A 23,127-nucleotide genomic window follows, 5' to 3' on the forward strand; every position below is an offset into this window, starting at 1 on the left:
GGCCCCGCCATTCCCCGGTCGCACGCCGGGTCCGAGCGCGGCGGACCGGTCAGAGGAGCCCGCCGTCGTGGGCGAGCAGGGCGATCTGGGTACGGTTGTCGAGATCCAGCTTGGTCAGGATGTGCGAGACGTGGGCCTTCACCGTCGTCACGCTCATCAGTAGTTCGCTGGCGATCTCGGCGTTGGCGCGCCCCTGCGCGATGGCCAGCACGACGTCCCGTTCCCGGGGCGTGAGCAGGGCCAACCGCTCGCGCGCCCGCTCCTGGGACGCGGCGCCGGACGCGACCCGCTGCATGAGGCGGCGCGTCACGCCCGGAGACAGCATCGGGTTGCCGGCGGCGACCGCGCGGACCGCCTGGCTGATCTGCTCCGGCGGGGTGTCCTTGAGCAGGAAGCCGCTGGCCCCGGCGCGGAGGGCGCGCACCACGTGCTCGTCGGTGTCGAACGTGGTGAGCACGATGATCTCGGGCGGCCGGTGGCGGCGACGCAGGCGCTCGGTGGCGGTGATGCCGTTGACGCCGGGCATCCTGATGTCCATCAGCACCACGTCGGGCTTATGCCTGTCCACGGCGGTGATCGCCGTGGCGCCGTCGGCGGCCTCGCCCACGACGACGATTCCGTCGGCGCCGTCGAGCATCAGTGTGAGCATTCCCCGGACGAGGGGATCGTCGTCGACGATGACGACCCGGATCGGACCCGTCACGTCGGCCACGGCAGCCACGCGGTGAGGTGGAACCGCCCCGCGGCGTCGACGTGGTGCGCGACGCGACCACCGGTGAGCGCGGCCCGTTCGGCGAGTCCGATCAGGCCCGTGCCGACGGTGCCGGTGGCACCGCTGCCGGGCGTCGTCGGGTTGCTCACCGCGATGCGTAGACCGGAGCCGGGTGCGCCGCCGAGCACCAGCCGGACCGGTTGGCCGGCCGCGTGCTTGCGGGCGTTGGTCAGTGCCTCCTGGGCGATCCGGTATGCGGTGCGGCCCACCGCCGCGGGAATCTCGACCGGCGGGCCGAGCGGGTCGTCGACGTCGATCTGTTGCCCGGCGGCCCGAGCCTCGTCGAGCAGGCGCGGCAGGTCGGCGAGGGTCTGCCCGGGTGGCGCGTCGGTCGGCGACTCGGCGTCGTCGCTGCGCAGCAGCGTGATGACCTCGCGCAGCTCGTCGAGGGCGTGATGCGCGCTGGCCCGGATCACCCCGGCGGCGGCGCTGAGCCGCTCGGGCGCGGCGTCCGGCCGGTACTCCATCGCGCCGGCGGCCGCCGCCAGCAGTGACAGCCGGTGGGCCAGCACGTCGTGCATCTCCCGCGCGATCCGGTTGCGCTCGGCCGCCCGCGCCTCGACGACCCGTCGTTCCTGCTCCTGCTCGGCCCGCCGGGCCCGATCCCGCAGCGCTGCCAGCAGGGCGTGCCGGGCCTGCGCCCAGGTGCCCCAGCCGAGCAGGGCCGCGTAGGCGATCGCCATCAGCAGCAGCCGCCAGCCGTACGGCAGGCTGGGCACCGGCCGCCAGAGCGCCTGCGTCGCCTCGCCCGCCACGCCCACCGCCGCTGTCGCCGCTGCCTGCCGAAACGGCCGGTTGCGGGCCGTGAACAGCACCGCGAAGCTGGCCACCGGCGTGGCCACCGGAGAGAGCGCGACGAGCAGGCCGGCCAGCACGCCACCGATCTCCGGGCGGCGGACGACCACCGGGACGAGGGTCAGCGCGGCCACCGCCAGCGCGACGTCGATGCCGACCAGGGCGGCGGAGCTGGAACGGACGGCGGACCACAGCATGGTCGCGACGAGGACGCCGATCGCCGCGGTCGTCACACCCACCGGGACGAAACGCCACGTCCTCGGCTGCGCTACCTCGCACGTCGCCGCATCCATTCGCGCAGGCTACTGGGCTGGCGACGGGGCGGACCACCTCCTTTGGTAGTACGCCCAACCGCCAGCGGACGTACCCACCGCGGCGTCCGGACCGACGTTTCCAACCGACCCCGCTCCACACACTCGGAGCATGACGAACAATGTGTTTCCGCGACGAGCCACGGTGGTGGCCGGCGCGATCCTGGTGGCGGCGGCCGAGTTCGCGCTCCTGCACTCGGTGGGGGGCGTCGACCTGACGGTCAGGTCTGGCAGTTCGACCCGGCAGATCACCGTGGCCGCGGTCGTCGTGGCCGCCGCGGTCGCGGCGCTGGCCGGTTGGGCGCTGCTCGCGGTACTGGAACGCCGGACCAGCCGACCCCGGGTCTGGTGGACCTCGGTCGCGGTCGCGGTCCTGTTGTTGTCGCTCGTGGTCGGGCCGCCGAGTGGCGTCGGCGGGGGAGCGATGGCGTCCCTCGCGCTGCTGCACCTGAGCGTCGGCGTCGTTGTCATCCTCGGCCTGTCCCGGCCGCGCCCGAAGGGGCTGGACCGATGACCGCGCTGACCGTACGCAAGCAGGATGGGGCCTTCGTCCTCGACTCCGGGCCGCGCGCCTCGCTGCGTACCGGCTGGACCTGGCGGTGCGGTGAGATCCGCACCGGCACCGGCCTCTGGACGGTCGAACCGACCGGCCCCCGACGCATCGGGTTCATCGCCCGGGGCGAGCACGGCGTGGCGGTGCGGCTCGACCCGAGTCGGTCACACGTGCCGGGGCCCGGCGGGGTGGCGCGCTGGTCGCCCGGTCGTGGCGGCGGTGAGCTGGTACGCGACGGGCACCGCGTCGCGGTGCGTCCTTCTCGCCGATCGGGTGGGCCGATCCGCGTCGACGTCACCGGCGAGTGGGCCGAGGCGGAACTGGTGGTGCTCACCGCCTGTTTCGCGCTGCTGAGTCAGCGGCGGCGGCGCATGTTGATCATGATGGCGGTCGTCAGCTCAGGGGGTGGGTGACCCGCCGGCCCGACGACGCGGGCGGGTGCTCAGACGATGCGACGGAGCGCGGTCTCCACGGCGTCGATCAGCGGATCACCCTCGGTCCGTGGGTGCCGTGCGAGGCCGAACTCGACGTCCGGCAGGACGGGCAGGGTATCGCTGTCCCGGCAGATCATGACCGGTTCGAGGTTCGCCGGCATGAGCGCCGCGACGCCGAGCCCGGCCCGCACCGCGGCGAGCACTCCGACCAGGCTGTTGCTCTCGAACGCGACCCGCCAGCGCCGATCGGCGCGCTCCAGCGTGTCGAGCACGGACGTACGCCAGGAGCAGGGGTTGGAGAACAACACCACCGGCAGCGGATCGGCGGCCACGTCCACACCCTGCCCGGTCGCCCAGACCAGCGGGGATCGCACCGTCCAGCGCGGCGGCCCGGGGATGTCCGGCAACGCGTCGAGGACGAGGTGGACCCGGCCGGCGTCGTAGGCCTCCCGCATGGCGGAGTTGGAACAGCTGAGCACCTCCAGCGTCGCGCCGGGGTGCAGCCGGGCGAGGTCGGCGAGTGCCTGCGGGAGCTGGGACGCGGCGAGGTCCTCGAGTAACCCGACGCCGCAGTGACCGGTGAGCGTACGTCCGGTTTCGGCGAGGGCCTGCGCGGAGAGCGCGAGGATGCGTTCGGCGTAGGGCAGGAGTTCCTCCCCCGCCCGGGTCGGTGAGACGCCAGTCGACGACCGGTGCAGCAGCGGACGGCCGACGACGCCCTCGAGCCTGCGCAACTGCTGGCTGAGACCGGGCTGGGTGTGCCCGATCGCGGTCGCGGCACGGCTGATGCTGCCCTCCCGCACGGCGGCGACGAACGACCGCAGCAGAGCCGTCTCAAGAACCCTGGCCATCAGGATTCATTATGCCGGCCGCAACAAACTGACGTCTTCTGATGACGTCTGGAGCGAATTAGCGTCGATCGGGTGACCGGCTACCGGCAGGTGCTCGCCGTGCCAGGGATGGCACCGCTGCTGGGTGTCTCGCTGCTCGCCCGCACCGCGATAACTGCTGATGTGATGGCACTGACGCTCTTTGTCGTCCTGGACCTGGAGCTGAGCTACGCGGCGGCGGGTGGCGTGGCCGCGGCGTTGACCGCCGGAGTGGCGCTCGGCGGGCCGCTGCTCGGCCGCGTTGTCGACTCGCGGGGCCTGCGCCTCGTCCTGCTGGTGACGGTTACCGCGCAGGTCGTGTTCTGGCTGGGCGTGCCGGTCCTGCCGTACGAGTTCCTGCTGGTGGCCAGTCTGGTGGCGGGCCTGCTGATGGTGCCGGCGCAGGCGGTGAGCAGGCAGGCGATAGCCGCGATGACGACGCCGGAGCAGCGCCGACCCGCGTTCGCGCTGGAATCGGTGCAGGGCGAGCTGTCGTACATCGTGGGGCCGGCGGTGGTGATCCTGGGCGCGGCCACGACGTCCCCCGACGTGGTGGCGTGGGGGGTCGGTGCCGCGATCCTGGCCGGCGGCGTCGGCATCGCCCTGCTCGACCCACCGATGCACGCCGAGAGCGAGGCGGACGCCGCAGCCGGGGCGCGACCCTCGCGCCGGCAGTGGCTGCGCGCCCCGATGATCGCCGCGCTGACGATGGCGTTCGGCGCCACGACGCTGCTCGGCGGCGTCGACCTCGCCATCGTCGCCACGCTGCGGGAAGTCGGTCAGGTGCCCTGGGCCGCGGTGGTCGTCGTGGTGTTCGGCGTCTCGTCCGTCGTCGGTGGACTGATCTACGGCACGCTGACCTGGCCGCTGCCCACGTGGCTGCTGCTCGGCCTGCTCGGGCTCGTGACGATTCCCGTCGGGCTCGCCCACGACTGGCGCTGGCTGTGCGTGGCCGTCGTCGCCAGCGGGCTCCTCACCGCGCCGACCCTCTCCACGGTGGCCGACGCGGTGAGCCGACTCGCGCCACCCGGTGTGCGGGGCGAGGTGACGGGTCTGCAATCGTCGGCGCAGAGCGCCGGTTTCGCCCTCGGCTCCCCGCTCGTCGGCGCGGCGATCGACCTCTCCGTGCCGGCGGGCGGGTTCGCGACGGCCGGGCTCGCCGGCCTGGCCGCCGCACTGACCGGGTACCTCCTGTCCCGCCGCCCGTCCGCTCGAACGGCGGTTCCCGTCGATCTCAGGCCCGTTGTCCGCGACTGAGTCCGGCTGGCCATCGGGCCGGTGCGCTCCCGACGGACACCAACGGCATGGATGCCTCAGGTCAGGATCGCGTCCGGAACGGGGCGAGCACGGCCCGGATCTGATCGGCCGCGCCCCAGTCGTCGTCGAACTGCGCCAGTACGGCGAGGTGTTGTCGCAGCTGGACGATCGGCATCCGGTCCCGCCAGCCGTCGTCGAGCGCGGTCCGGTCCGCGTAGACCTCGAAGAACCGTCGCGCCTCGGGCGGGGGAGAGGTGGACCACACGTGAGCGAGGTCGACCTCGGCCCACAGGTAGGACACCGCCGGGTCGATCAGCGCGGGCCGCCCGTCCGCGGTGGCCAGGATGTTCTGGGTCCACAGGTCGCCGTGCGTCAGGCACGCGGGTCGGTCCGGCAGGAGGTCGGGCAGTCGGTGACAGAGCCGTTCCAGGGCCGCCCGGTCTTCGGCGTCGAGAGCCGCCTCCACCCGGGGCTCCCCGAGCCACCGGAGCAGCCGGTGCTCCGCGAAGAACGTGTGGCCGTCGTCCTGCCACGTGTTGACCTGGCGGCGGCGGCCCAGCCAGTTGTCGTGGTGCCACCCGAAACGGGGATGGGTCGTCGTCAGGTGCATGTCGGCCAGCAGGTGTGCGAGCCGTTCCCAGAAGACCTCGCTGTGCGGCCTCGGGTGCAACACCGACAACACGAGCAGTCCACGGTCGGCCCGGAGCACCTCCGGTGTCGGTACGCCGCCGAGGTCGCGCAGCGCGGCCAGCCCTTCGGCCTCCGTCCGGAAGACCCCGTCGGCGGGTGTGTCGGCGAAGGCCTTGACGAACACCGGCGGCGCGTCCCGGCGGGTGGCTATGCCCGCGACCGCCGCCACCCCACCGGTCACCGGCTCCACCGTGACGACCTCCATCCCGGCCGCGAGCAGGCGGTCCAGCAGGATCGTCGTCGAGGGCATCAGGGCGCACTCCTCAGGGGTCGGTGTGTTCACCACAGCCTAGGTGGCGGCGAATCACCTTCCGGGTATCTGTGCGGTCCGTTGTGGCATGACCGATCCCGCGTCCCCGATGTCCTCAGCGGCGTGCGGCCCGGCTCAGTCACGGACGGGTCACGACCGCGACGCCTCTTGCCCGTCCACCAGCTGGATGATCGTCTTGCCGGGTGTGCGGCGGGTGGGAGCGAACGCGGCGGCCGTTTCGGGAAGCGGGCGCACCGCGCCGACGAGGGGTTTGATCCGCCCGTCCCGGAGGCGCTGAGCGAGGTCGGTCAACCGGACGCGATCGGGTTCGACGACGAAGAAGATGGCTCGCCCGTTCCTCGGCTGAACGGTGGGCGGCGCGGCGATCGTGACGAGGGTGCCGCCGGGGCGTACCAGTTCGGTCGATCGTTCGAGGATGTCGCCGCCGATGACGTCGAGCACCACGTCCACCTCGCCGACGTGCCGCAACTCGTCGGCGGTCAGATCCACGAAGGTCTGCGCGCCGAGGGCGAGCGCGACGGCCCGGTCGTCGGCTCGGCCGGTCCCGATGACGTGGGCGCCCACCTCCCGGGCGAGTTGGACGGCGATCGAGCCGACGCCACCCGCGGCGCCGTGGATGAGGACAGTCTGGCCGGTCGTGAGATGAGCGTGGTCGAAGAGTGCCTGCCACGCGGTCAGTCCGGAGATGGGCAGCGCGGCGGCCACGGTGTGGTCGATCCCGGCCGGGAGCGGGGCAAGGTTGCGCGCCTCCACCGCGGTGTATTCGGCCAGGGATCCGTCGCGGGCCCAGTCGGTCAGTCCGAACACCCGCTGGCCCACGGTGAGGCCGGTGGTTCCGTAGCCGAGGTCGACCACGACCCCGGACAGCTCGTGCCCCGGGATGGTGGGGGTTCGGTCGCGGCCGGCGCGATCGGTCCACGTTGCGGGCCAGTCGAGCTCCCCGGGCGTGAAGCCGGCGGCGTGCACACGCACGATGACGTCGTTCTCCGCGGCGTGCGGGTAGGGCATGTCGGTGAGGGTGAGCCCGCTGACACCCGCGCTACGGTCGCGTACGGTGATCGCTCGCATGCTCGGATCCTTTCCAGGAGAGTTCGTCGGTGGCCGTGGCCGTGGCGGTCCGCGGGTCAGCTCGGCCAGGGCGATCCGACGATGCGCTCGACCGTCGTCACCCGCTGAAAGCCGGGAACGAAGTGTTCGAGGATGTCCGAGTTCACGGTGCCGTTCGTGGTGTCGGGCCGGTTCTTCAGCCCGTCGACGTGGGCTCGCAGAAACTCGTCCTTGAAGTCACCCCGCGGATGGGCGGCGAGGATTTCGTCCAGCTGATCGCGGTCCAGCCCGTCCAGGCCGAGGCCGAGGACGTCGGTCAGGACACCGAGGTAGGTGGTCGCGATCTCCGGACCCATCCGGTCCGGAACACCCGGAGTGGTGTGCAGCGCGATCGCCGTCCAGACGGTCTCGGCGGCGCCCGTCGAGAAACCCCGGTCCAGGAGGAACTTGCGGGCGTGGTCGGCGCCATCGATCTCGAAGCGCTGCTCGACGTCGGAAAAGGGGGTCAGTAGGCCGGAATCGTGGAACATCGCCGCCAGATAGAGCAATTCCGGGTCCGGTTCCGCGCCAAGCCGGTGCGCGTGAACAAGGCCGAAAAGGTAGACCCTGCGGGAGTGGTGGTAGAGGAGAGGCGTGGTCGTTTTCTGGATGTGCCTCGTCGCCTCCGCGACGGCTGTGGTGTCCGGAATCGCCAACCCCGCGATGACCTCTGGCATGGTCCCTGACCTTTCGGGAAAGTGTCGGTAGCTGCTTGCGACACCATGCTGCCTCCCAATCTTCGTACGCCGCCGCCTTCCTCCGGCCACGAATCCCTCATTTCCGGACAGGCTGAGATCGCAGAGGTGCGGCCGGTCACACAGCGGCGTGCTACCAATGAATGGTGTCCATTCCTCCGGTTCGCCGGCCCAGTGGCGGTCGCGACCGTCCGGGCCTGGCCGCCCATCCCACGCGTCCGGCGCCGAGCAGACCGCGGTGGTGAACAACGGAGGCTCCCATTCCGTCGCGATCCTCGTCTACGACGGAGTGACATTGCTGGACGTCGCCGGCCCGGCGGAGGTGTTCAAGGAGGCGAACCGGTTCGGGGCCGACTACCGCATCGTGCTGCTGTCGCCGACCGGCGCGGACGTCACGTCAAGTCTCGGGATCCGGATGGCGGTCGACGGCGCCGTCTCCCCGGGGCCGGCCTTCGACACCCTGCTGGTGGCCGGCTCCGATCACTATCCGCGGACCCCCGTCCCCGCCGACCTGGCCGACGTCGTCCGGATACCGGCGGCCGCGGCTGGCCGGGTCGCGTCGATCTGCACCGGAGCGTTCGTTCTCGCCGCCGCCGGCGTCCTCGACGGCAAGCGCGCGACCACGCACTGGCAGGTCGCGCACGAGCTCGCCGCCCGGTGTCCGACCTGCCGGGTCGAGCCCGACGCGATCTACGTACGCGACGGCACCACGTACACCTCGGCGGGAGTGACGGCCGGCATCGATCTGGCGCTCGCTCTCGTCGAAGAGGACCACGGACCCGACCTGACGCGTGAGGTCGCCCGCGCCCTGGTGGTGTACATGCAGCGGGCCGGCGGTCAGTCCCAGTTCTCCGCCCCGTTGCAGGGGCCGCCGCCCCGCTCGCCAGCCCTGCGGCGAATCATCGACGTGGTGACGGCCGACCCCCGCGGCGACCACTCGCTCGGTCAACTCGCGAGACACCTCAACGTGAGCACCCGGCAGCTCACCCGGCTCTTCCACGACGAACTGTCCGCGACGCCGGCTCGCTACGTGGAGAACATCCGATTCGACCTGGCCCGGGCGCTGCTCGACCAGGGCCACACCGCGACGCAGGCCGCGACCCTTGCCGGGTTCCCCAGCTACGAGAGCATGCGACGGGTCTTCGCCAGGAAGCTGTCGATCAGTCCCGCCGCCTACCAACGGCGGTTCAGTACGGCTCGCCGCGCGCACGGGACAGGCGGAGCGCACCGGTAGAGCCGGTCTCGGGTCCTCGCATCGCCGTGCTCCGGTCGGTCGGTCGTTCCCCGTCGTGACGCCGGCTTGATTACATCGCCTGACGTCAATAGATTGACGGTGGGCGCCGCCGAGGTCCGGGTGACCGGGCCGTCGGCGACTGACAGGTCCATCCCGAGCCGGGCACCGCGGTCGTACGCACCGACCAGCCGTTGTGGCGCGTCGCCGCGCCGCACCCAGGGCGCATTGGCGTGCCGCCTCCGTCCAGGACGCGCGTCGCCACGCCGCCACCCACCAGCTCGATGGCAGAAGGACCTCTCATGACGATTCTCCGCGCCCGCCCCGGTCCGACCCTGGCGGTCGTCGCCGCACTGGCGGCCGTGACCGCGACCGGAACGGCCCTGCTCACCAGTCCGGCCGCAGCCGCCCAGGGCTGCCGGGTCGACTACACGCCCAACCAGTGGCCCGGCGGATTCACCGCCAACGTGAAGGTGTCCCCCGGCGACGCCGCCGTCTCCAGTTGGACCGTCACCTGGACGTACGCCGGGGACGAACGCATCACGAACGGCTGGAACGCCACGGTCAGCCAGTCCGGCGCGACGGTGACCGCCCGCAACATGTCGTACAACGGCAGCATCCCGGCCGCCGGGACCACCGAGTTCGGCGTGCAGGGCACGTACGGCTCCAGCGGCGGCGCGCCGACCGGGTTCAGCCTGAACGGCGTGCCGTGCAACGGCACCGGCCCGACTCCGACCGGCGTGCCCACCACGACGGTGCCGACGACGCCGCCGCCCACCAGTGCGCCGCCGACCACGCCGCCGCCCACCAGTGCGCCGCCCACGACGCCGCCGCCCACCAGTGCGCCGCCCACGACGCCGCCGCCCACCACCCCGCCGCCGACCGGGTGTGCCGGGGCGCTGCTCTGCGACGGCTTCGAGAACCAGACCGGCTCGACGCCGTCCGGCGACTGGACCGTGGTGAACCCGGACTGTTCCGGCGCCGGCACGGCCACCATCGACACGGCCACCACCCACAGCGGCAACCGGGCGGTCCGGATCAACGGCGCGGCTGGCTACTGCAACCACGTCTTCATCAGATCCACCAAGAATCTCGGCAGCCTGGGCAGTGTCCGGTACGGCCGAATCTGGGTACGGCACACCACCGCTCAGCCCACCGAACACACCACGATGATGGCGATGACCGACGCCGCCGACGGCAACAAGGACCTGCGGATCGGCGGCCAGAACGGTGCCCTGCAGTGGAACCGCGCCTCCGACGACGCGACCCTGCCCGAGCAGAGCCCGGCGGGGGTGGCGCAGAGCGTTGCGCTACCCACCAACCGGTGGGCGTGCCTGGAGTTCATGGTGGACGGCTCGGCCGGTCAGCTCCGTACCTGGCTGGACGGCACCGCGATCGCCGGCCTCACCGCGGACGGCGTACCAACGCACGACATCGACGGCCAGTGGTACAACCGCACCTGGCGGCCGCAGCTCACCGACCTCAAGCTGGGTTGGGAGAGCTACGGCGGCGGGGCCGACACCCTCTGGTACGACGACGTCGCGGTCGGGTCCAGTCGGATCGGCTGCTGACCCTCGGTTCGGGTGAACCAGCATGGCGTGGTCAGATCGTTGGCCACGCCATGCTGGCTCTTGTCCCGTCGTGCCGTGCGAGCGTCCACCGCCGAACAGGTGTCATTGAAACCGCCGCCTCCGGTTCACGCCTCGTGGTCAGCCGCGTCGGCCTGCCCACAACGGGCTTTCCACGTAGTGGTTGTCGTAGTGATCCTGGGTCTCGCCGACGTCCTGCCAGGTGGCTTCGCCCCGGTGCACCCTGTCGAGGAGTCGGTAGTAGTCGAACCGGGGCTTGCCGGGGGTGATCACCACGAGAAAGTCGGCGTCCCGCCCGTCGGCGGGGGCGAAGGCATGCGGGGTGTTCGGCGGTACGAAGAGCGTGTCTCCAGTGTGCAGGGTGTGCAGTTGATCGCCGACGAGCATCTCCAGGGCGCCGTCGAGCACGAAGAACAGCTCGCCGGAGTGGGTGTGCAGGTGTGGTGGCGCGCCAGCGGTGCCGTGCTTGAGCAGCGTGCGGTTGCTGGTCAGGGCGCCGTCGGTGTGCTCCGGGTCGAGTAGCAGGGTGATCACGCTGGCTGGGTCACTGTCGAGGACCTCGGCCTGGGCCGCGCGTACCAGTGTCATTGTCGACTCCCTCGATCATCGTTGATTCCTAGACATTAGATGTCCAGAATTATTCCTGGCGAGGGAGAATGACATTCCTCCCAAATTCTGGACAGGTAGAGTCCAGGATCATGCGGATGAGTCAGGGTGTCGAGCGGGCCCTCCACACGTGTCTCAACCTGAGCTGGCTGGACACGCCGGTGCCAACGGGCGCCCTCGCGGCGTTCTACGAGCTGCCGCCGGCGTACCTGAACAAGTTGCTTCAGGCCCTGGTCCGGGCCGGAATCCTGGCGTCGACCTCGGGGCCGCGCGGGGGCTTCCAACTGGCCCGCGCACCCGAGGCGGTCTCCCTGCTGGACATCGTCGCCGCGATCGAGGGCCCGGAGGAGCTGTTCCAGTGCGACCAGATCCTGCGCAAGGGGCCGGGGGAGCATGCGGGTGTCGACTATCGGCAGTCCTGCGCGTTCGCCCAGGCCATGCGGGGTGCCGAGCTGGCCTGGCGGCGGGAGTTGGCCGGCAGGACCGTGGCTGACGTCCGGGCCGACGTCGAGCGCGGGCACCCCGAGGCGCCGGCCCAGACCCGGGCCAGGATCGCGGAATTGCGCTAGCGCTGCACTGTGACGTTCGGGTCACCTGGCCGTCGGATGCCTCGGGAGGCGCCGGACCGGACCACGGCCAGGGAGGCCCTCGGCGGGCCGCTGTGGCAGCGGCCCGCCAAGCGGCCCGGTCGATCCGGTGGGGCTTCAGCTGCCGGTGCAGGTGGCCGAGGTGCCCGTGCCGTTTCCGGTGCCCTGGAAGCCGAAACTGGTGGTCTGACCCGCGGCCACCCGTCCGTTGTAGCTCTGGTTCGCGACGGTGATCGTGCCGCTGCTGCCGCTGGCGACGCCGTTCCACACCGAGGTGATCGAAGCCCCGCTCGGCAGGGTGAGGGAGACTCGCCAGCCGGTGAGAGCGGTGGTGCCCGCGGTGACGGTGACGTTGGCGACGAATCCACCGTTCCACTGGTCCTGAACGGCATAGACCGCTGTGCACGCGGGGGTACCGCCGGGTGGTGGAGTCGTCGGTGGTGGCGTGGTGGGCGGTGGCGTTGTCGGGGGCGGTGTGGTGGGCGGCGGTGTGGTGGGCGGCGTGCCGCCGTCGAGGGTCAGGTTCTTCTGCTGGACGCTCCACTGGCTGCGGCACAGACCGCAGTCGGGGCCGACGAAGGTGGCGCCGGCGGTGGTGTCGCCCTTCAGCCGCCACTTGAGGTAGAGCACCGCCACCCGGCCGAACTCGCCGCCGTTGGGCTGGTCGTACGTGCCGCCGTGCCCGACGTTCAGGTTGCCCATGAAGGCGGGCAGGCCGGCGGGCAGCTTGCCCCAGTCGTCGATGGCGTTCGGATACGCGATGTCGCTGGGACCGCCGACGAAGTAGGCGATCGGCTTGGTCAGTCTCCGGAGTTGGTAGTCGTCGGCGTCGTTCAACAGACCGCTGCTGAAGATGCCGGTCGTGGTGACGCGCGGGTCGTTGGAGACGGCGTAGGCCTCCAGGCCTCCGCAGGAGAAGCCGGCGACGGCCACCTTCGTCGTGTCGATCCTGTTGTAGTACTTGCTGCCCTGCCGGGAGTTCTCCGAAATGGCCCAGTCGATGGACTGGGTGAGCTGCTGGGAGGTGGTCGAGCCGGACCCGTTCGGCGCCCCGTTGGCGATGGCGAGGAAGCCGTGGGAGGCGATCTCGCGGAGGAAGTTGCCCTGGGAGAGACCGTTGGCTGAGCAGCCGCCGTTGCCCCAGACGACGATCGGAAGGCGTTCGGACGGAAGTGTCTGCGGCCGGAAGATGGTGTGGTTGGCCAGGGTGGCCGAGGTCTCGTAGTCGGCGGGATAGGGACCGGAACCGCCGACCGCGGCATCAGCCGGTGTCGCGCCGAGCGCCATGATCACGGAGGTGATCGGGACGACGGCGGCCGCCAGTCCCACGCAGATCTTCGATCTCTTCCTCATTGACCCCTCCAGCGGATGCGTCGATCGCGCTCCCGGTGTGGCGGCGTGGCGGCTGTGCCTGCCGTCGACCACGGTGGTCAGCGCCGGCCGCGGGTCAGATCGAGGTGGGCGCGTCGGCCACCCGACCACGGTCCCCGCGGTCGATCCGATGGGAGCTGTATGCAGTTACTATCACTGCGATAACGATAAGTGTCAATGTATGGGCTGGTGACGTTCGAGTACACCCACGCGAGAGCGGGGCGCCGGGCCGTGCCGTCGGGAGGACAATTGCCGGCATGAATCTCGCCGCGATTCGGGAAGACGTCGCCGTCATCGACATCCTGCTTCGGGACATCGCTCAGCGTCCGGTCGACCTGACCGATCCGGACTGGCCGGCGAAGCTGTCCGCCCGGCTGCCGCCGGTGGAGGAGGCCGGGGTGGTGGCTGAGGCGTCCGCGGCCCTGACGGCTCTGCTGGACGCCTACGAGTCCGGTGACGAGGGGGTCAGGGGTGAGGTCCGCCAGATCTTCCGGGCACACGGGGCCTTCAGCTGGGGGGTCGGCCTCACGGGTCGGTGGCCATCCGCCGCCGCCGAGTTTCGCCGACGGCTGGTCCACGTCTCGGCTCGGGACCAGTCGGAGGACCCCCGCGACGAACTCGTCGGGATCTGGGAGCTGTGTGCACAGGCGCGCGGACGCGGGGTGGACGTCGAGCCCATCGTTCGTGCGGTCGCTGACATCTCCGGCGAGGTCGACCACGTCGGCATGGGATCCACCCGCCTGCTGATCCTGCGGGGCCTGGAGCACCGCTGACACCGCCGGCCAGGGCGACGGAAGGGTCAGGTCTCGCGCACGTCCACGTGGACGCCGTAGCTGGCCTGGAAGTCCGCAGCCAGTTCCGGACCGGCGTACCGGGGCGGGTGGCTCTCCCACCACGGCCAGCCGGCGAGCTGGGGGATCGGGTCGTCCCGCAGCATCGCCCGGAAGCGCCGGTCGGACTCGGCCACCTGCTCCCGGACCCAGCCCATCTCGGGATACTCCTGCAGCTCCGGGTGGTTGAGCACCACCTCCAGCGACCCCCGCGCGCCCAGGTCGGCGGTGTACTCCTCGAGCGAGTCGTCGTATCCGGCCAGGCAGGCGTCCACCCACGCCCGCCAACGGTCGACCATGCCGCCCGGCAGGTGGCCGCTGTGGCGGTTGGACCCCGCCGTGACCGCCCGGAACAGCGAGACGAAAGCCCCTTCGCTCAGCACGGGTGGTGGTGGATTGTGGGTCGCCGGCGGGTTCCCGTCGGATTCCAGAACGTGTGGCCGATCGTCGTCCATGGACCGATGGTCGCATCCCGCCCGGTGCCTGTCATGCTCGGCCGAGGGCTCCCGGTGCGGTGCCGGCGTCTGCCAACGGCTCCGGACGCGACCGGGTGCTGAGGGCGTAGCCGGCGGTCGTGACGCCGAGCGCCACTCCCCAGCCGAGGAACACCAGCAGCGTGGCGGTCACCGCCCAACCGTCCCACACCTCCGACCACGGCATTTCGCCGGAGAAGAGTCGGCTGACGAACACCGCGCTGCTCAGCACGCCGTAGGTGACGAGCGTGAGCGCCACGGTTCCGGCCGGGACCACCGCCAGCAGGCGGGGAACCGGTCGACCACCCAGCCCCGGCACCCAGCGCGGAAACTGCTGCCCCCACCGCTGCACCAGCCCGAGAACGAGCAGGCCGGCGAGCGGTGGGACGACGGTGATCGCCACTCCCGTCGACGTCGAGAGGTCGTTGTGGATGTCGTTCAGTTTCCGTGCGGAGATGCCGAACGGAACCCCGAGCACCCAGAGCCCGTGTGGCACGGCCCAGCCGACCACCGGCAGCGCGACCGCCACGTACGCCCAGCGGCGCGTCCAACGGGGCACCGGCCGGTAGTCGGGAGTCACCGGTCCCCGGCGGGGACCGGACGCGTTCGCCAGCCCGGCGAACACGATGCCACCGGCCAGCAGCGCGAGCCGGGCGCCGAGGTCACGCCAGTCCGAGGGGCGCCCCGTCAACGCCGCCGGGACCTCGAAGAGCAGGTGCAGTGGAAACGAGGTGACCAATAGCAGTGCCGCCGCGAGCCAGCCGGCCGTGGTCGCGGCGCGGCCGGGAAGGCGGACCGCGCCCACGACCACCAGCGCGAGGACGACGCCGACCGCCAGCGCTCCCCAGCCCGCCCCGAACGGCAGCGTCTGGACGCGGTCGGCACCGCATCCCCCGGCCGGATCGACCAGATCGGTCCGGTCGCAGGCGGTGTACGCCCACCGGCCGCCGGCGATCCAGTACAGGCGCAGCGCCACCTCGCCGACGAGGAAGAGGCCGCACGCCAACGCCCACGGTCTCACCCGGTCGGCGGCTGCGGGTCGCTGCGGGCCAACGGTACGGTCGGACATGTCGCTCCTCTATGGACGGTGTTGTGCCTGCTCGCCGGGCGAGGGTCGAGACGCGGACCGTCCGTCTCGGCAATCAGCCGCCACACGTCGGCAGCCATGAGTTGATGATCGGCGGCGAGGGACGAGCCCTCCTCCCCGGCGCAGGGGAGTGAGCTCCCTCCGCGCGGGGGGCCGCCGCTCAACCGGCCGTGTCGGAGTAGACCTCCACGTCGTAGAGCAGTTGCACGTGGCGGCGGCCGTTGGTGATGCCGACGAAAATCGGGTCACCGGCCGGGGTGCGACCCTGGCGCCACGCCTCCTCCCGGGCTGCTTCCCGCGACTCGTGGTGCGTCCTGCCGTCCCGGTGCAACTGGAGAACGCGACGGGCGGTGATCCGGTCGCTGTCCAGGTGGACCCGCAGTAGAGGCATTCGCCAACCTCCTTGCCGACGTGGCGGCCGATGTTCTGTGTTCAATTAGCTTACCGACGTTAAGTTGCTTTCCCAAGGGACTAGAGTGGTGCCATGACCAGCGCAGAGCCGGGCGTACCGCCGACCCTCCCGGCCGGGCGACGAGACAGCCGCACGTCCGCGCCGGTATGGCTACGCGCGGAGCCGTCCCGTACGCGACGGAAGGCACCCCTGACCCTCGGGCGCATCGTGGACGCGGCGGTGACCCTGCTGGACGAGCGTGGCGTCGAGGGTCTGACCATGCGCTGCCTCGCCCAGCAGCTCGACGTGACGGCGACCGCCCTGTACTGGCACGTGAAGACGAAGGATGACGTCCTGGACCTGGCCGTTGACCGGATCTTCGGCGACGTGCCCATCCCGGACGTGAGCGACAACTGGCTGGAGGACGCCCGCCTCCTCGTCCGAGCATGGCGCTCCGCCATGCTGCGCCATTCCTGGGCACCGAATCTGGTCGGACGTCCGATGCTCGGGCCCAACGTCCTCGCCCGCACCGAATTCCTGCAGGCGGCGCTGATGCGCGGCGGCTGTCGCGACCTTCAGCTCGCGGTGGCCACGCGGATGCTGGCCAACTACGTGATCGGCGCCGCGCTCACCGAAGCGACGTGGCACCAGACCGCGGACCCGCAGGCCCGGGCGGCGGCCCGCGACCACATCGCCGCGAGGGCCGACGAGTACCCGACCCTCGACGCCTCCGGCCACCTCGACGACACCCGATGGAACGACGACCTGCTGTTCGAGGAGGGCCTCGACGGCATCCTCCGGGCCGCGGCGCGGACCGGGTCGCCGCGCTGACCAGCGCGTCGCCGGCGTACACGCGGAACACCGGGACCAGGTACGCGGCTCCGGTGCGCGCCGCGGAGACGACCGTGACCAACCCGGTCGCCGAGTCCACGGCAGACCTGTCCGGCAGTCACCAACCTGGCGGTCAGGCGTTGCTGCCGGCACGTCGATGGTCGCCGAGGTGGGTCTGTCGCCGGCGGCCGGGAGGCCCGGAGCCAGTGGCTCCGGGCCTCCGGTGTCGCCCTGCGCTCAGGGGCTGGTGCAGGTGATGGTGCCGGGCGGGGTGGCGCCGTTGCCGGTGGCGGTGAACCCGAAGGTGGTCGACGCGTTCGGGGCCAACGTGCCGTTGTAGGCGGCGTTGCGGACGGTGACGGTGCCGGTGGTGCCCGTGTTGGTGCCGCTCCAGAGGCTGCTGATGGCCTGGCCGCTGGCCAGGGTCAGGCCGACGGTCCAGCCGTTGACCGTGGCGGCGGCGGTGTTGGCGACGGTGACCTCACCCTGGAAGCCGCCCGGCCAGCTGTTGATCAGGCGGTAGGTGGCGGCACAGTCGCCCGGCTGCCCGGTCGGGGGCGGGGTCGTCGGCGGGGGCGTGGTCGGCGGAGGCGTGGTCGGTGGGGGCGTGGTCGGCGGTGCGGTCGTGGGCGGGGTGGTGGACTGGAACTGACTGAAGAATCTCCAGATCTCGCCCGACGTCCAGGTCCTGCTGTCGTTCGGGCTGGACGATCCGTCGACCGGGCTGGGGGTGTGGTCCCCGTCGAACGCGGCCCACTGCACGGGATACCCCGCTCGGCAGCCCGCGTAGGTGGTGGTGATGTGGGTGAGACTGCCCCGAGCTGGTTCGCGCGGGCTCTGCGCGGTGCAGCCGTTGTTCCGCACGAAGGTGTCGCGCAACGACCGGCCCTGGGAGATGTTCAGCACGCTGTCGTAGATGCCGTGGATCCCGAAGTAGGGAACGGCCTGGGTGCCACCGCTACACCCACTGAGATTGGCGCCGGAGAGGACGGCGACCGCGCGGATGACGGTGGGTCGGGCGCAGGCCACGGCGTAGCTCATCGCCCCGCCGTAGCTCCAGCCCAGGGCGAAACGCTGGGTCGTGTCGACGCAGAGGTCGTTCTCGATCTGCCGGGAGATGTCGTCGAAGAGGGTCAGGTCGCGGCCGTTGGTGTTGGCCCACCCGGCGTTGATGCCCTGGGGTGCGACGAAGATCGTGGTGTTGTTCGACAGCGGCGCGAGCCCGTAGTAGCCGGCTGAGGCGACGTTGCTGGCCGAGCCGTTCAGCCAGTGGAAGCCGAACACCAGCCGGTACGGGTTGTTCCGGTCGTAACCGTCCGGGATCCGCAGGATGTAGGTGCGGCTCTGTCCGCTGCTCTGAATGGTGCGTGTCCCGTTGGCGAGCGTGGGGGCCTTGCCGCAGCCGGCGGTGGCCGCGAGCGTGCCGTTCGTCGCGGCCACCGCCGCTCCACCCAGGCCGCCGTTCAACACGCCGCCGGCGGTCGCCGCGATCAGGACCGCCGCGCCCGCGATGAGCGAGAAGAGTTGTCGATGTCGTGTCATTGCGTGACTCCTTGCCACTGGTCGTGCGGTGGTGGTGGGGGTACCGGCCTCGGAGACCGCCGACCGCGTCCGGCGAACACCGGGCCGGAGGGCGGCTCGTCGGGCGGACGGGGCGGTGCGGTGGTGACGGATGGCGGTGGCGCTCCCCGGTGCCGGAATGCGGCTCCTTGGAAGCTGGGGCATGCAGCCGGACCGAGATTGGCCGGCAACCGCGCGGTCGCCTGCATTGGCGGAGCGGCCCGGACTGGTCACCGACTGGCAAGGGCGGCCGGAGGGCGTCGCCCTCGGCGTGCCGTTGTCGATCGACTCAGGGTGATCGGGAGCGTGCCCTGCACTCCCGCGCCAAAAGATAGCATCTCATCGATGTGATTGCGGCCGCCGGCAGTGTGAAATCGGTGCTGACCGCGTACCGTGCAGGACGAACACCTGCGCCAGCTCGCCGACCCGTTGCGGAAGAAGTGGCCGGTCCACGTGTACGAGGCGAGGCTCGCTGACGTCCTGAGGACGGAGGAAGCGAAGTGAACGTGGCTACCATCGCCGGCGGCGTTGTCGCGCTCTTCATTGCTGCCGCTGCGTTCGTGCGCCTACGGGGGCGGGCTCCGGCATCCGGTGCCGTCGGTCTGCTACTGAGACTCCTCGCCCTCGCCGCCACGGCCTGGATCGTCATTGCGCTGGCGCCGTTCACCATCGACGACAGCGGCGCTGCCGCCGGCTATCTGCTGGGCGTACCTGTGGTTGCGGCCGTCTGTCCCCTCATCGCGGACCTGGCCCACCGTGCTGTCGCCACGACCACGACGGTCGGGGCGCTGGTCATGCTGGTGTGGGCGCTCCTGCTGGGCCTCGGCATCGGTCTCTGGTTCGTCCTTCCGGCCCTGCTGCTGGGGGCGGCGGCGACAGCCGCCATGGCCAACCGGGGCGCGACGGTGCCGAGGAACCAGGATGCCTGAGGCCGGCTACGGCGCCGGCGGCGCTGACCCGGGCAGATGCCGCCTGACGTCCGTCAGCCGTTCGGTGAGGAAGGCGCGCTCCACGTCGTTGTCGGTAAGGGTCAGCGCCTCTTCGTAGGCCGTCACGGCTTGGGGCCACCGCCGCAGCTGACGCAGGAAGTCGGCGCGCGAGGCGCTCAGATATCCGTAGGTGGACAGGGCCGGATCGGCGAGCATCGGCGTGAGCGCGTCGAGTCCGGCCTCGGGGCCGTCGCGCAGCCCGATCGCGACGGCGCGATTGAGGCCGACGACGGGCGAGGGCCACAGCCGGAGCAGGGTGTCGTAGAGCCCGACGATCTGGTTCCAGTCGGTGTCCGGCCAGGTGGGCGCGTCGGCGTGCACGGCAGCTATCGCGGCCTCCAGGGCGTACCGGGTCGGTGGCCTTCGGCGCAGCGCGTCGGTCAACAACGACCTTCCCTCGTCGATGAGCTGCCAGTTCCAGCGTGTGCGGTCCTGCTCGGACAACAGCACCAGCCGCCCGTCGACGGACACGCGGGTGTCCTGGCGTGCCGCGGTGAGCAGCAGCAGTGCCAGCAGGGCGCTGATCTCGGCGTCGGTCGGCATGAGCAGGTGCAGCATGCGAGCCAGACCGATCGCGCAGTCCACCAGGTCCTGGCGCACCAGGTGTGCGCCCACCGGTGCGGTGTGGCCGGTGGTGAAGATGAGATGGACGACCTCGAGGACGGCGCTGACCCGCTCGCCGAGTTGGTCCGGGCCCGGCACCCGGTACGGGATGCGGGCCGTGGCGATCTTCCTCTTCGCCCGGGTGATCCGGGCGGCCATGGTGGTCGGCGGCACCAGGAACGCGCGGGCCACCTCGGGGGTGGACAGCCCGCACACCAGGCGCAGGGTCAGCGCGACCTGCGCCTGCCGGGACAGCGCGGGGTGGACGCAGGTGAAGATGAGGCGCAGTCGGTCGTCGACCAGACCATCCTCGGGGCCCGGCGTCGTCTCGTCCGCGACGAGCAGTGGCATCTTGCGACGGAACACCGACTCGCGGCGCAGGACGTCCCGGGCACGGTTGCGAGCGATGGTGGTGAGCCACGCGCCCGGCCGGTCGGGAATGCCACTCTCGGCCCAGGTCTCCAGGGCCTGGGCGAACGCGTCCTGGGTGCACTCCTCGGCGAGATCGAGGTCGCGGGTCAGTTGGGCGGTGGTGCTGAACACCTGGGCCCAGTCGCGGCGGTGCGCCTGCGCGACCGCCGCGACGACCGTGTCGTTCATCCGTGGTCGACCACCGGACGGATCTCCACACCGCTGTGTGCCGCGCGCACCTCGGGTAGCAGCGCCGCCAGCGACAGCACCTCGTCCAGGTCGGCCGCCTCCAGCAGGTAGTAGCCGCCGAGGGCCTCCTTGGTCTCCAGGAACGGACCGTCGGTCGTGTCGAGCTGGCCGACCGCGTCCGCGCGCAGCGAGGTGGCGGTGGGCGCCGGTTCCAGCTGGTGTCCGCCGAGGACCCGCGCGCCGGCCTCGGCCACGAACGCTATGTGGGCGGCGTCGTGCGCCTTCCACTGCTCGTCGGTCATCGCGTCCCACTGCTGCGCGTCACCGTAGATCAGGATCATGTACTTGGCCATGTCTCGTGTCCCATCGTGTGCTGGCCCCATCGGTGGTGGCCCCTACTCTGACGACGAGCCAGCGGGGCTCCGGATCGACAGCCGGGACGACATTCTCGGTCCGACGCACCGCTGACGCGTCGTTGCGCTGGCTTTGCTAGGCCGCACCGGTCAGGTACATCCGACGTCGCGGCGGCTCGAACTTCTCGATCGCGTACCGCAGCATGACCCGTGGCATGCCCCGGTAGCGCCCGGTGAGGAACTGTTCCTCCGCCGCCCGGTCACGGTTGCCCACCTCGCGCAGCATCCAACCCACCGCCTTCTGCACGAGGTCGTGCGGGTCGTGCAGGAGCTGATCACCGATCCGGAAGGTCCACTGGAAGTCGCCGGCCTTGATGAAGGCGAACGTTGCCATGATCGCGATCCGGCGGTCCCACACCAGGCCCGACGCGGCCAGCCGGTCCAGGACGCTCCGGTCCCTGTCGAGCAGCCAGGGCCCGACGATGTACGGCGCGGACGAGTCCACCAGGTCCCAGTTGTTGATGCGGTCGGTGTTGGTCAGGACGAGGTCGAAGATCCGGCCCCGCTCCTGGTCGTCGCCCTTGGCGAACTTGCGCACCAGGATGAACAACGACGTCAGCCTCTCCTCGTGCACGCCGCTGGCCAGCAGGTCCGCCGTCTCGGACAGGGGAAGGTCGCGCCAGTAGCGGGAGGCCACCTCACGCTGTTGCGGCACGGAGACGCCGATCGTGCGGTCACCCTCGCCGTACCCGCCCGGGGTCATCTGGAGGAACCGGCGCGACGCCTCCGCTCGGTGCGGGTCGGCGAGGCTGGCGAGTTCGGAGCGGATGTCGGCGGTGGTGGCCATGACTGCCCAACGTACCGGGGCAGCGGGTCGGGCCGTGGACCTTCGACCGCGATGCGGCGGGCCGTCGGCTGCCGGGCGGTGCCGCCCCCGCGGATTGCGCGGAGACGGCCCGACCGATCGGGTGGTGGCGAGGGGTCAGCTACGGGTGGACCACTGCTGGTTCTGTTGTCCGTTGCAGGCCCAGAGGAGGAGCTTGGTGCCGTTCGCGGTGCCGGCGCCGCTGGCGTCGAGGCAGAGCCCGGACTGGACGCCGGTGATGGTGCCGTTGGAGTTGATGTTCCACTGTTGGTTGGTGCCGCCGTTGCAGTCCCAGATGATCACCTGGGTGCCGTTGGTGGTGCCCCGGTCGCTGGCGTCGAGGCACTTGTTGCCGTACACCTGGAGGTGTTTGCCGGCGGTGGAGGTCCAGCGCTGGGCGGTGTTGCCGACGCAGTCCCAGAGTTGCACCTGGGTGCCGTTGGTGGTGGTGCCGTTCGGCACGTCGACGCACCGGCCGGACTGGCCGCCGACGATCTGGACGCCCTGTTGCGGGTTACCGCCACCGGCCGGTGCGTAGCCGGCGGCGGCGATGTTGGCCTGCACGGCGTCCTCGGTCGCGGCCGTCGGGTAGCCGTAGGTCAACACACCCTCGAAGAAGGTGCCCCGCCCGGTGATGCTGTTGTCGCCGCCAATGCCGAGCAGGATGGCCCCCTCCTTCTTCATCGGGTGGTAGCCGTTGGGGCGACGCCCGTCGAAGTAGGTGGTCAGGCCGCCCGACTGCGCGCTGCCGCCCCGGATCGCCCAGTGGTTCGGCTCGCCCTTGACCATGGCCGTGACGAACCGGTGGTTGATGGGCGCGATGTTGTTGTACCCCGCGTTCACCCCGGAGAACAGCCCCCACTCCAGGTCGGCCATGATCCAGGGTCCGGCGCCGGCGCCGTAGCCCCACTGCTTGTTGGCCCCGAAGTAGACGGTCTCCATGATGGCGCGCTCGTCGGCCAGGTTGTTCGTCTGCGCGTTGCCGTAGTCGAAGCAGCACCACTGGTTGTAGTGCGTGCCGTCCACGACGGCGTAGATGCCCTCGGGCTGGTCGCCGGTGGCGACGCCGTTGGTGTTGTTGTTGCGGTAGCCGGTGCCGGGGGCGATGTAGACCCCGTACGCCTTCTGACCGCCGACGGTGATCGGTGCCGCCTTCGCGTCGGCGAGGTTGTCCCATCCGCCGGGAGCGGGCCCGACGAAGTAGCCGGGAGGCGCCTGGGTCAGGCGGTTGTTGCGGCCGGACTGGTCGTAGAGGATGGTGATGACGCAGTTGGTGTTGGCGCAGAACGAGTCCTGCGTGGCGGCGTTGACGTAGCCACCCTCGCTCAGCACACCGATGTCGCGGGTGGTGTTGTCCGAGGAGCGCCGGACCTGGTAGAGCGGGCCGTTGTACGCGCCGTACAGCGCACGGGTGGTGCTGTGCGCGGC

General features: G+C 71.1%; 25 protein-coding genes. 9 read left to right on the plus strand and 16 right to left on the minus strand.

The genetic code is table 11. The features are described 5' to 3' along the window. Positions 1–49 precede the first annotated feature (49 nt). Complete coding sequence (locus tag AB0O48_RS19485; RefSeq protein ID WP_357254434.1) at positions 50–712, minus strand: response regulator transcription factor; 663 nt, start codon at positions 710–712, stop codon at positions 50–52. Beyond that, complete coding sequence (locus AB0O48_RS19490) at positions 700–1,860, minus strand: histidine kinase (RefSeq protein ID WP_357254433.1); 1,161 nt, start codon at positions 1,858–1,860, stop codon at positions 700–702. The genes AB0O48_RS19485 and AB0O48_RS19490 overlap by 13 nt, the downstream gene beginning before the upstream one ends. A 130-nt stretch (positions 1,861–1,990) precedes the next feature. Between AB0O48_RS19490 and AB0O48_RS19495 the strand changes: the two genes are divergently transcribed. Both AB0O48_RS19495 and AB0O48_RS19500 read left to right on the plus strand, forming a co-directional pair. Beyond that, positions 1,991–2,392 carry a DUF6069 family protein gene (locus AB0O48_RS19495; RefSeq protein ID WP_357254431.1) on the plus strand — a complete coding sequence of 134 codons (402 nt, stop codon included), beginning with the start codon at positions 1,991–1,993 and terminating at the stop codon, positions 2,390–2,392. After that, entirely contained in the window at positions 2,389–2,844 is a 456-nt protein-coding gene (locus AB0O48_RS19500) for a hypothetical protein (protein ID WP_357254429.1), read from the plus strand. The genes AB0O48_RS19495 and AB0O48_RS19500 overlap by 4 nt, the downstream gene beginning before the upstream one ends. Before the next feature lie 29 nt (positions 2,845–2,873). On the opposite strand, the gene AB0O48_RS19505 is transcribed toward AB0O48_RS19500, so the two are convergent. Continuing rightward, positions 2,874–3,716, minus strand: a complete 843-nt coding sequence (locus AB0O48_RS19505; RefSeq protein ID WP_357254426.1) for a LysR family transcriptional regulator — start codon at positions 3,714–3,716, stop codon at positions 2,874–2,876. A 72-nt stretch (positions 3,717–3,788) separates the two neighbouring features. Here AB0O48_RS19505 and AB0O48_RS19510 point away from each other — a divergent pair, with 72 nt between their 5' ends. After that, positions 3,789–4,991 (plus strand): MFS transporter, encoded by a 1,203-nt coding sequence (locus AB0O48_RS19510; protein ID WP_365067217.1) that lies wholly within the window; start codon positions 3,789–3,791, stop codon positions 4,989–4,991. 61 nt (positions 4,992–5,052) lie between these two features. Here the strand turns inward: AB0O48_RS19510 and AB0O48_RS19515 are convergent, their stop codons facing one another. From AB0O48_RS19515 to AB0O48_RS19525, 3 genes are all read right to left on the minus strand, one after another. After that, complete coding sequence (locus AB0O48_RS19515; protein WP_365067220.1) at positions 5,053–5,931, minus strand: fructosamine kinase family protein; 879 nt, start codon at positions 5,929–5,931, stop codon at positions 5,053–5,055. 150 nt (positions 5,932–6,081) lie between these two features. After that, complete coding sequence (locus AB0O48_RS19520) at positions 6,082–7,020, minus strand: NADP-dependent oxidoreductase (protein WP_357254421.1); 939 nt, start codon at positions 7,018–7,020, stop codon at positions 6,082–6,084. Positions 7,021–7,076: 56 nt separating this feature from the next. After that, entirely contained in the window at positions 7,077–7,694 is a 618-nt protein-coding gene (locus AB0O48_RS19525; protein ID WP_357570058.1) for an HD domain-containing protein, read from the minus strand. A 277-nt stretch (positions 7,695–7,971) separates the two neighbouring features. Between AB0O48_RS19525 and AB0O48_RS19530 the strand changes: the two genes are divergently transcribed. Both AB0O48_RS19530 and AB0O48_RS19535 read left to right on the plus strand, forming a co-directional pair. Next, positions 7,972–8,967, plus strand: a complete 996-nt coding sequence (locus AB0O48_RS19530; RefSeq protein WP_357254417.1) for a GlxA family transcriptional regulator — start codon at positions 7,972–7,974, stop codon at positions 8,965–8,967. Between the two features lie 299 nt (positions 8,968–9,266). Continuing rightward, positions 9,267–10,535, plus strand: a complete 1,269-nt coding sequence (locus AB0O48_RS19535; protein WP_365067226.1) for a cellulose-binding domain-containing protein — start codon at positions 9,267–9,269, stop codon at positions 10,533–10,535. Between the two features lie 138 nt (positions 10,536–10,673). Here the strand turns inward: AB0O48_RS19535 and AB0O48_RS19540 are convergent, their stop codons facing one another. After that, positions 10,674–11,141 (minus strand): cupin domain-containing protein, encoded by a 468-nt coding sequence (locus AB0O48_RS19540; protein ID WP_357254413.1) that lies wholly within the window; start codon positions 11,139–11,141, stop codon positions 10,674–10,676. 116 nt (positions 11,142–11,257) lie between these two features. Here AB0O48_RS19540 and AB0O48_RS19545 point away from each other — a divergent pair, with 116 nt between their 5' ends. Then, positions 11,258–11,728, plus strand: coding sequence for an Rrf2 family transcriptional regulator (locus AB0O48_RS19545; protein WP_357254411.1), 471 nt, complete (start codon positions 11,258–11,260; stop codon positions 11,726–11,728). Positions 11,729–11,863: 135 nt separating this feature from the next. Here the strand turns inward: AB0O48_RS19545 and AB0O48_RS19550 are convergent, their stop codons facing one another. Next, the gene (locus tag AB0O48_RS19550; RefSeq protein ID WP_357254409.1) at positions 11,864–13,099 is read right to left on the minus strand and encodes a cellulose binding domain-containing protein; all 1,236 of its coding nucleotides are present in this window, start codon (positions 13,097–13,099) and stop codon (positions 11,864–11,866) included. A gap of 275 nt (positions 13,100–13,374) precedes the next feature. Here AB0O48_RS19550 and AB0O48_RS19555 point away from each other — a divergent pair, with 275 nt between their 5' ends. Next, positions 13,375–13,890 (plus strand): hypothetical protein, encoded by a 516-nt coding sequence (locus AB0O48_RS19555; RefSeq protein ID WP_365067231.1) that lies wholly within the window; start codon positions 13,375–13,377, stop codon positions 13,888–13,890. 26 nt (positions 13,891–13,916) lie between these two features. On the opposite strand, the gene AB0O48_RS19560 is transcribed toward AB0O48_RS19555, so the two are convergent. The 3 genes from AB0O48_RS19560 to AB0O48_RS19570 form a co-directional block, all read right to left on the minus strand. After that, positions 13,917–14,402, minus strand: coding sequence for a hypothetical protein (locus AB0O48_RS19560; RefSeq protein ID WP_365067234.1), 486 nt, complete (start codon positions 14,400–14,402; stop codon positions 13,917–13,919). A 31-nt stretch (positions 14,403–14,433) separates the two neighbouring features. Then, a complete protein-coding gene (locus AB0O48_RS19565) occupies positions 14,434–15,489 on the minus strand; it encodes a hypothetical protein (protein ID WP_365067238.1) in 1,056 nt (351 codons plus the stop codon). A 178-nt stretch (positions 15,490–15,667) separates the two neighbouring features. Continuing rightward, positions 15,668–15,898: a hypothetical protein gene (locus AB0O48_RS19570; RefSeq protein ID WP_357254402.1), complete on the minus strand. Its 231-nt coding sequence runs from the start codon at positions 15,896–15,898 to the stop codon at positions 15,668–15,670. A gap of 93 nt (positions 15,899–15,991) precedes the next feature. On the opposite strand from AB0O48_RS19570, the gene AB0O48_RS19575 reads away from it, so the two are divergent. Further along, entirely contained in the window at positions 15,992–16,729 is a 738-nt protein-coding gene (locus AB0O48_RS19575; RefSeq protein WP_365067241.1) for a TetR/AcrR family transcriptional regulator C-terminal domain-containing protein, read from the plus strand. A gap of 237 nt (positions 16,730–16,966) precedes the next feature. Here AB0O48_RS19575 and AB0O48_RS19580 read toward each other — a convergent pair whose 3' ends face one another. Then, entirely contained in the window at positions 16,967–18,271 is a 1,305-nt protein-coding gene (locus AB0O48_RS19580) for a cellulose binding domain-containing protein (protein WP_365067244.1), read from the minus strand. Positions 18,272–18,789: 518 nt separating this feature from the next. Between AB0O48_RS19580 and AB0O48_RS19585 the strand changes: the two genes are divergently transcribed. Then, positions 18,790–19,218, plus strand: coding sequence for a hypothetical protein (locus tag AB0O48_RS19585; protein ID WP_357570050.1), 429 nt, complete (start codon positions 18,790–18,792; stop codon positions 19,216–19,218). 6 nt (positions 19,219–19,224) lie between these two features. Here AB0O48_RS19585 and AB0O48_RS19590 read toward each other — a convergent pair whose 3' ends face one another. The 4 genes from AB0O48_RS19590 to AB0O48_RS19605 form a co-directional block, all read right to left on the minus strand. Beyond that, positions 19,225–20,481, minus strand: coding sequence for a sigma-70 family RNA polymerase sigma factor (locus tag AB0O48_RS19590; protein ID WP_357570049.1), 1,257 nt, complete (start codon positions 20,479–20,481; stop codon positions 19,225–19,227). Continuing rightward, positions 20,478–20,834 carry a YciI family protein gene (locus AB0O48_RS19595; RefSeq protein ID WP_357570048.1) on the minus strand — a complete coding sequence of 119 codons (357 nt, stop codon included), beginning with the start codon at positions 20,832–20,834 and terminating at the stop codon, positions 20,478–20,480. Before AB0O48_RS19595 ends, AB0O48_RS19590 begins: the two co-directional genes overlap by 4 nt. Positions 20,835–20,970: 136 nt before the next feature. Beyond that, on the minus strand, positions 20,971–21,681 hold the full coding sequence (locus AB0O48_RS19600) for a DNA alkylation repair protein (protein ID WP_357254391.1): 711 nt from the start codon (positions 21,679–21,681) through the stop codon (positions 20,971–20,973). Positions 21,682–21,816: 135 nt separating this feature from the next. Then, a partial coding sequence (locus AB0O48_RS19605; RefSeq protein WP_365067251.1) for an arabinofuranosidase catalytic domain-containing protein occupies positions 21,817–23,127 on the minus strand: 1,311 nt, incomplete at its 5' end.

This window comes from Micromonospora sp. NPDC085948 (genome assembly GCF_040686315.1).
GTDB lineage: Bacteria > Actinomycetota > Actinomycetes > Mycobacteriales > Micromonosporaceae > Micromonospora.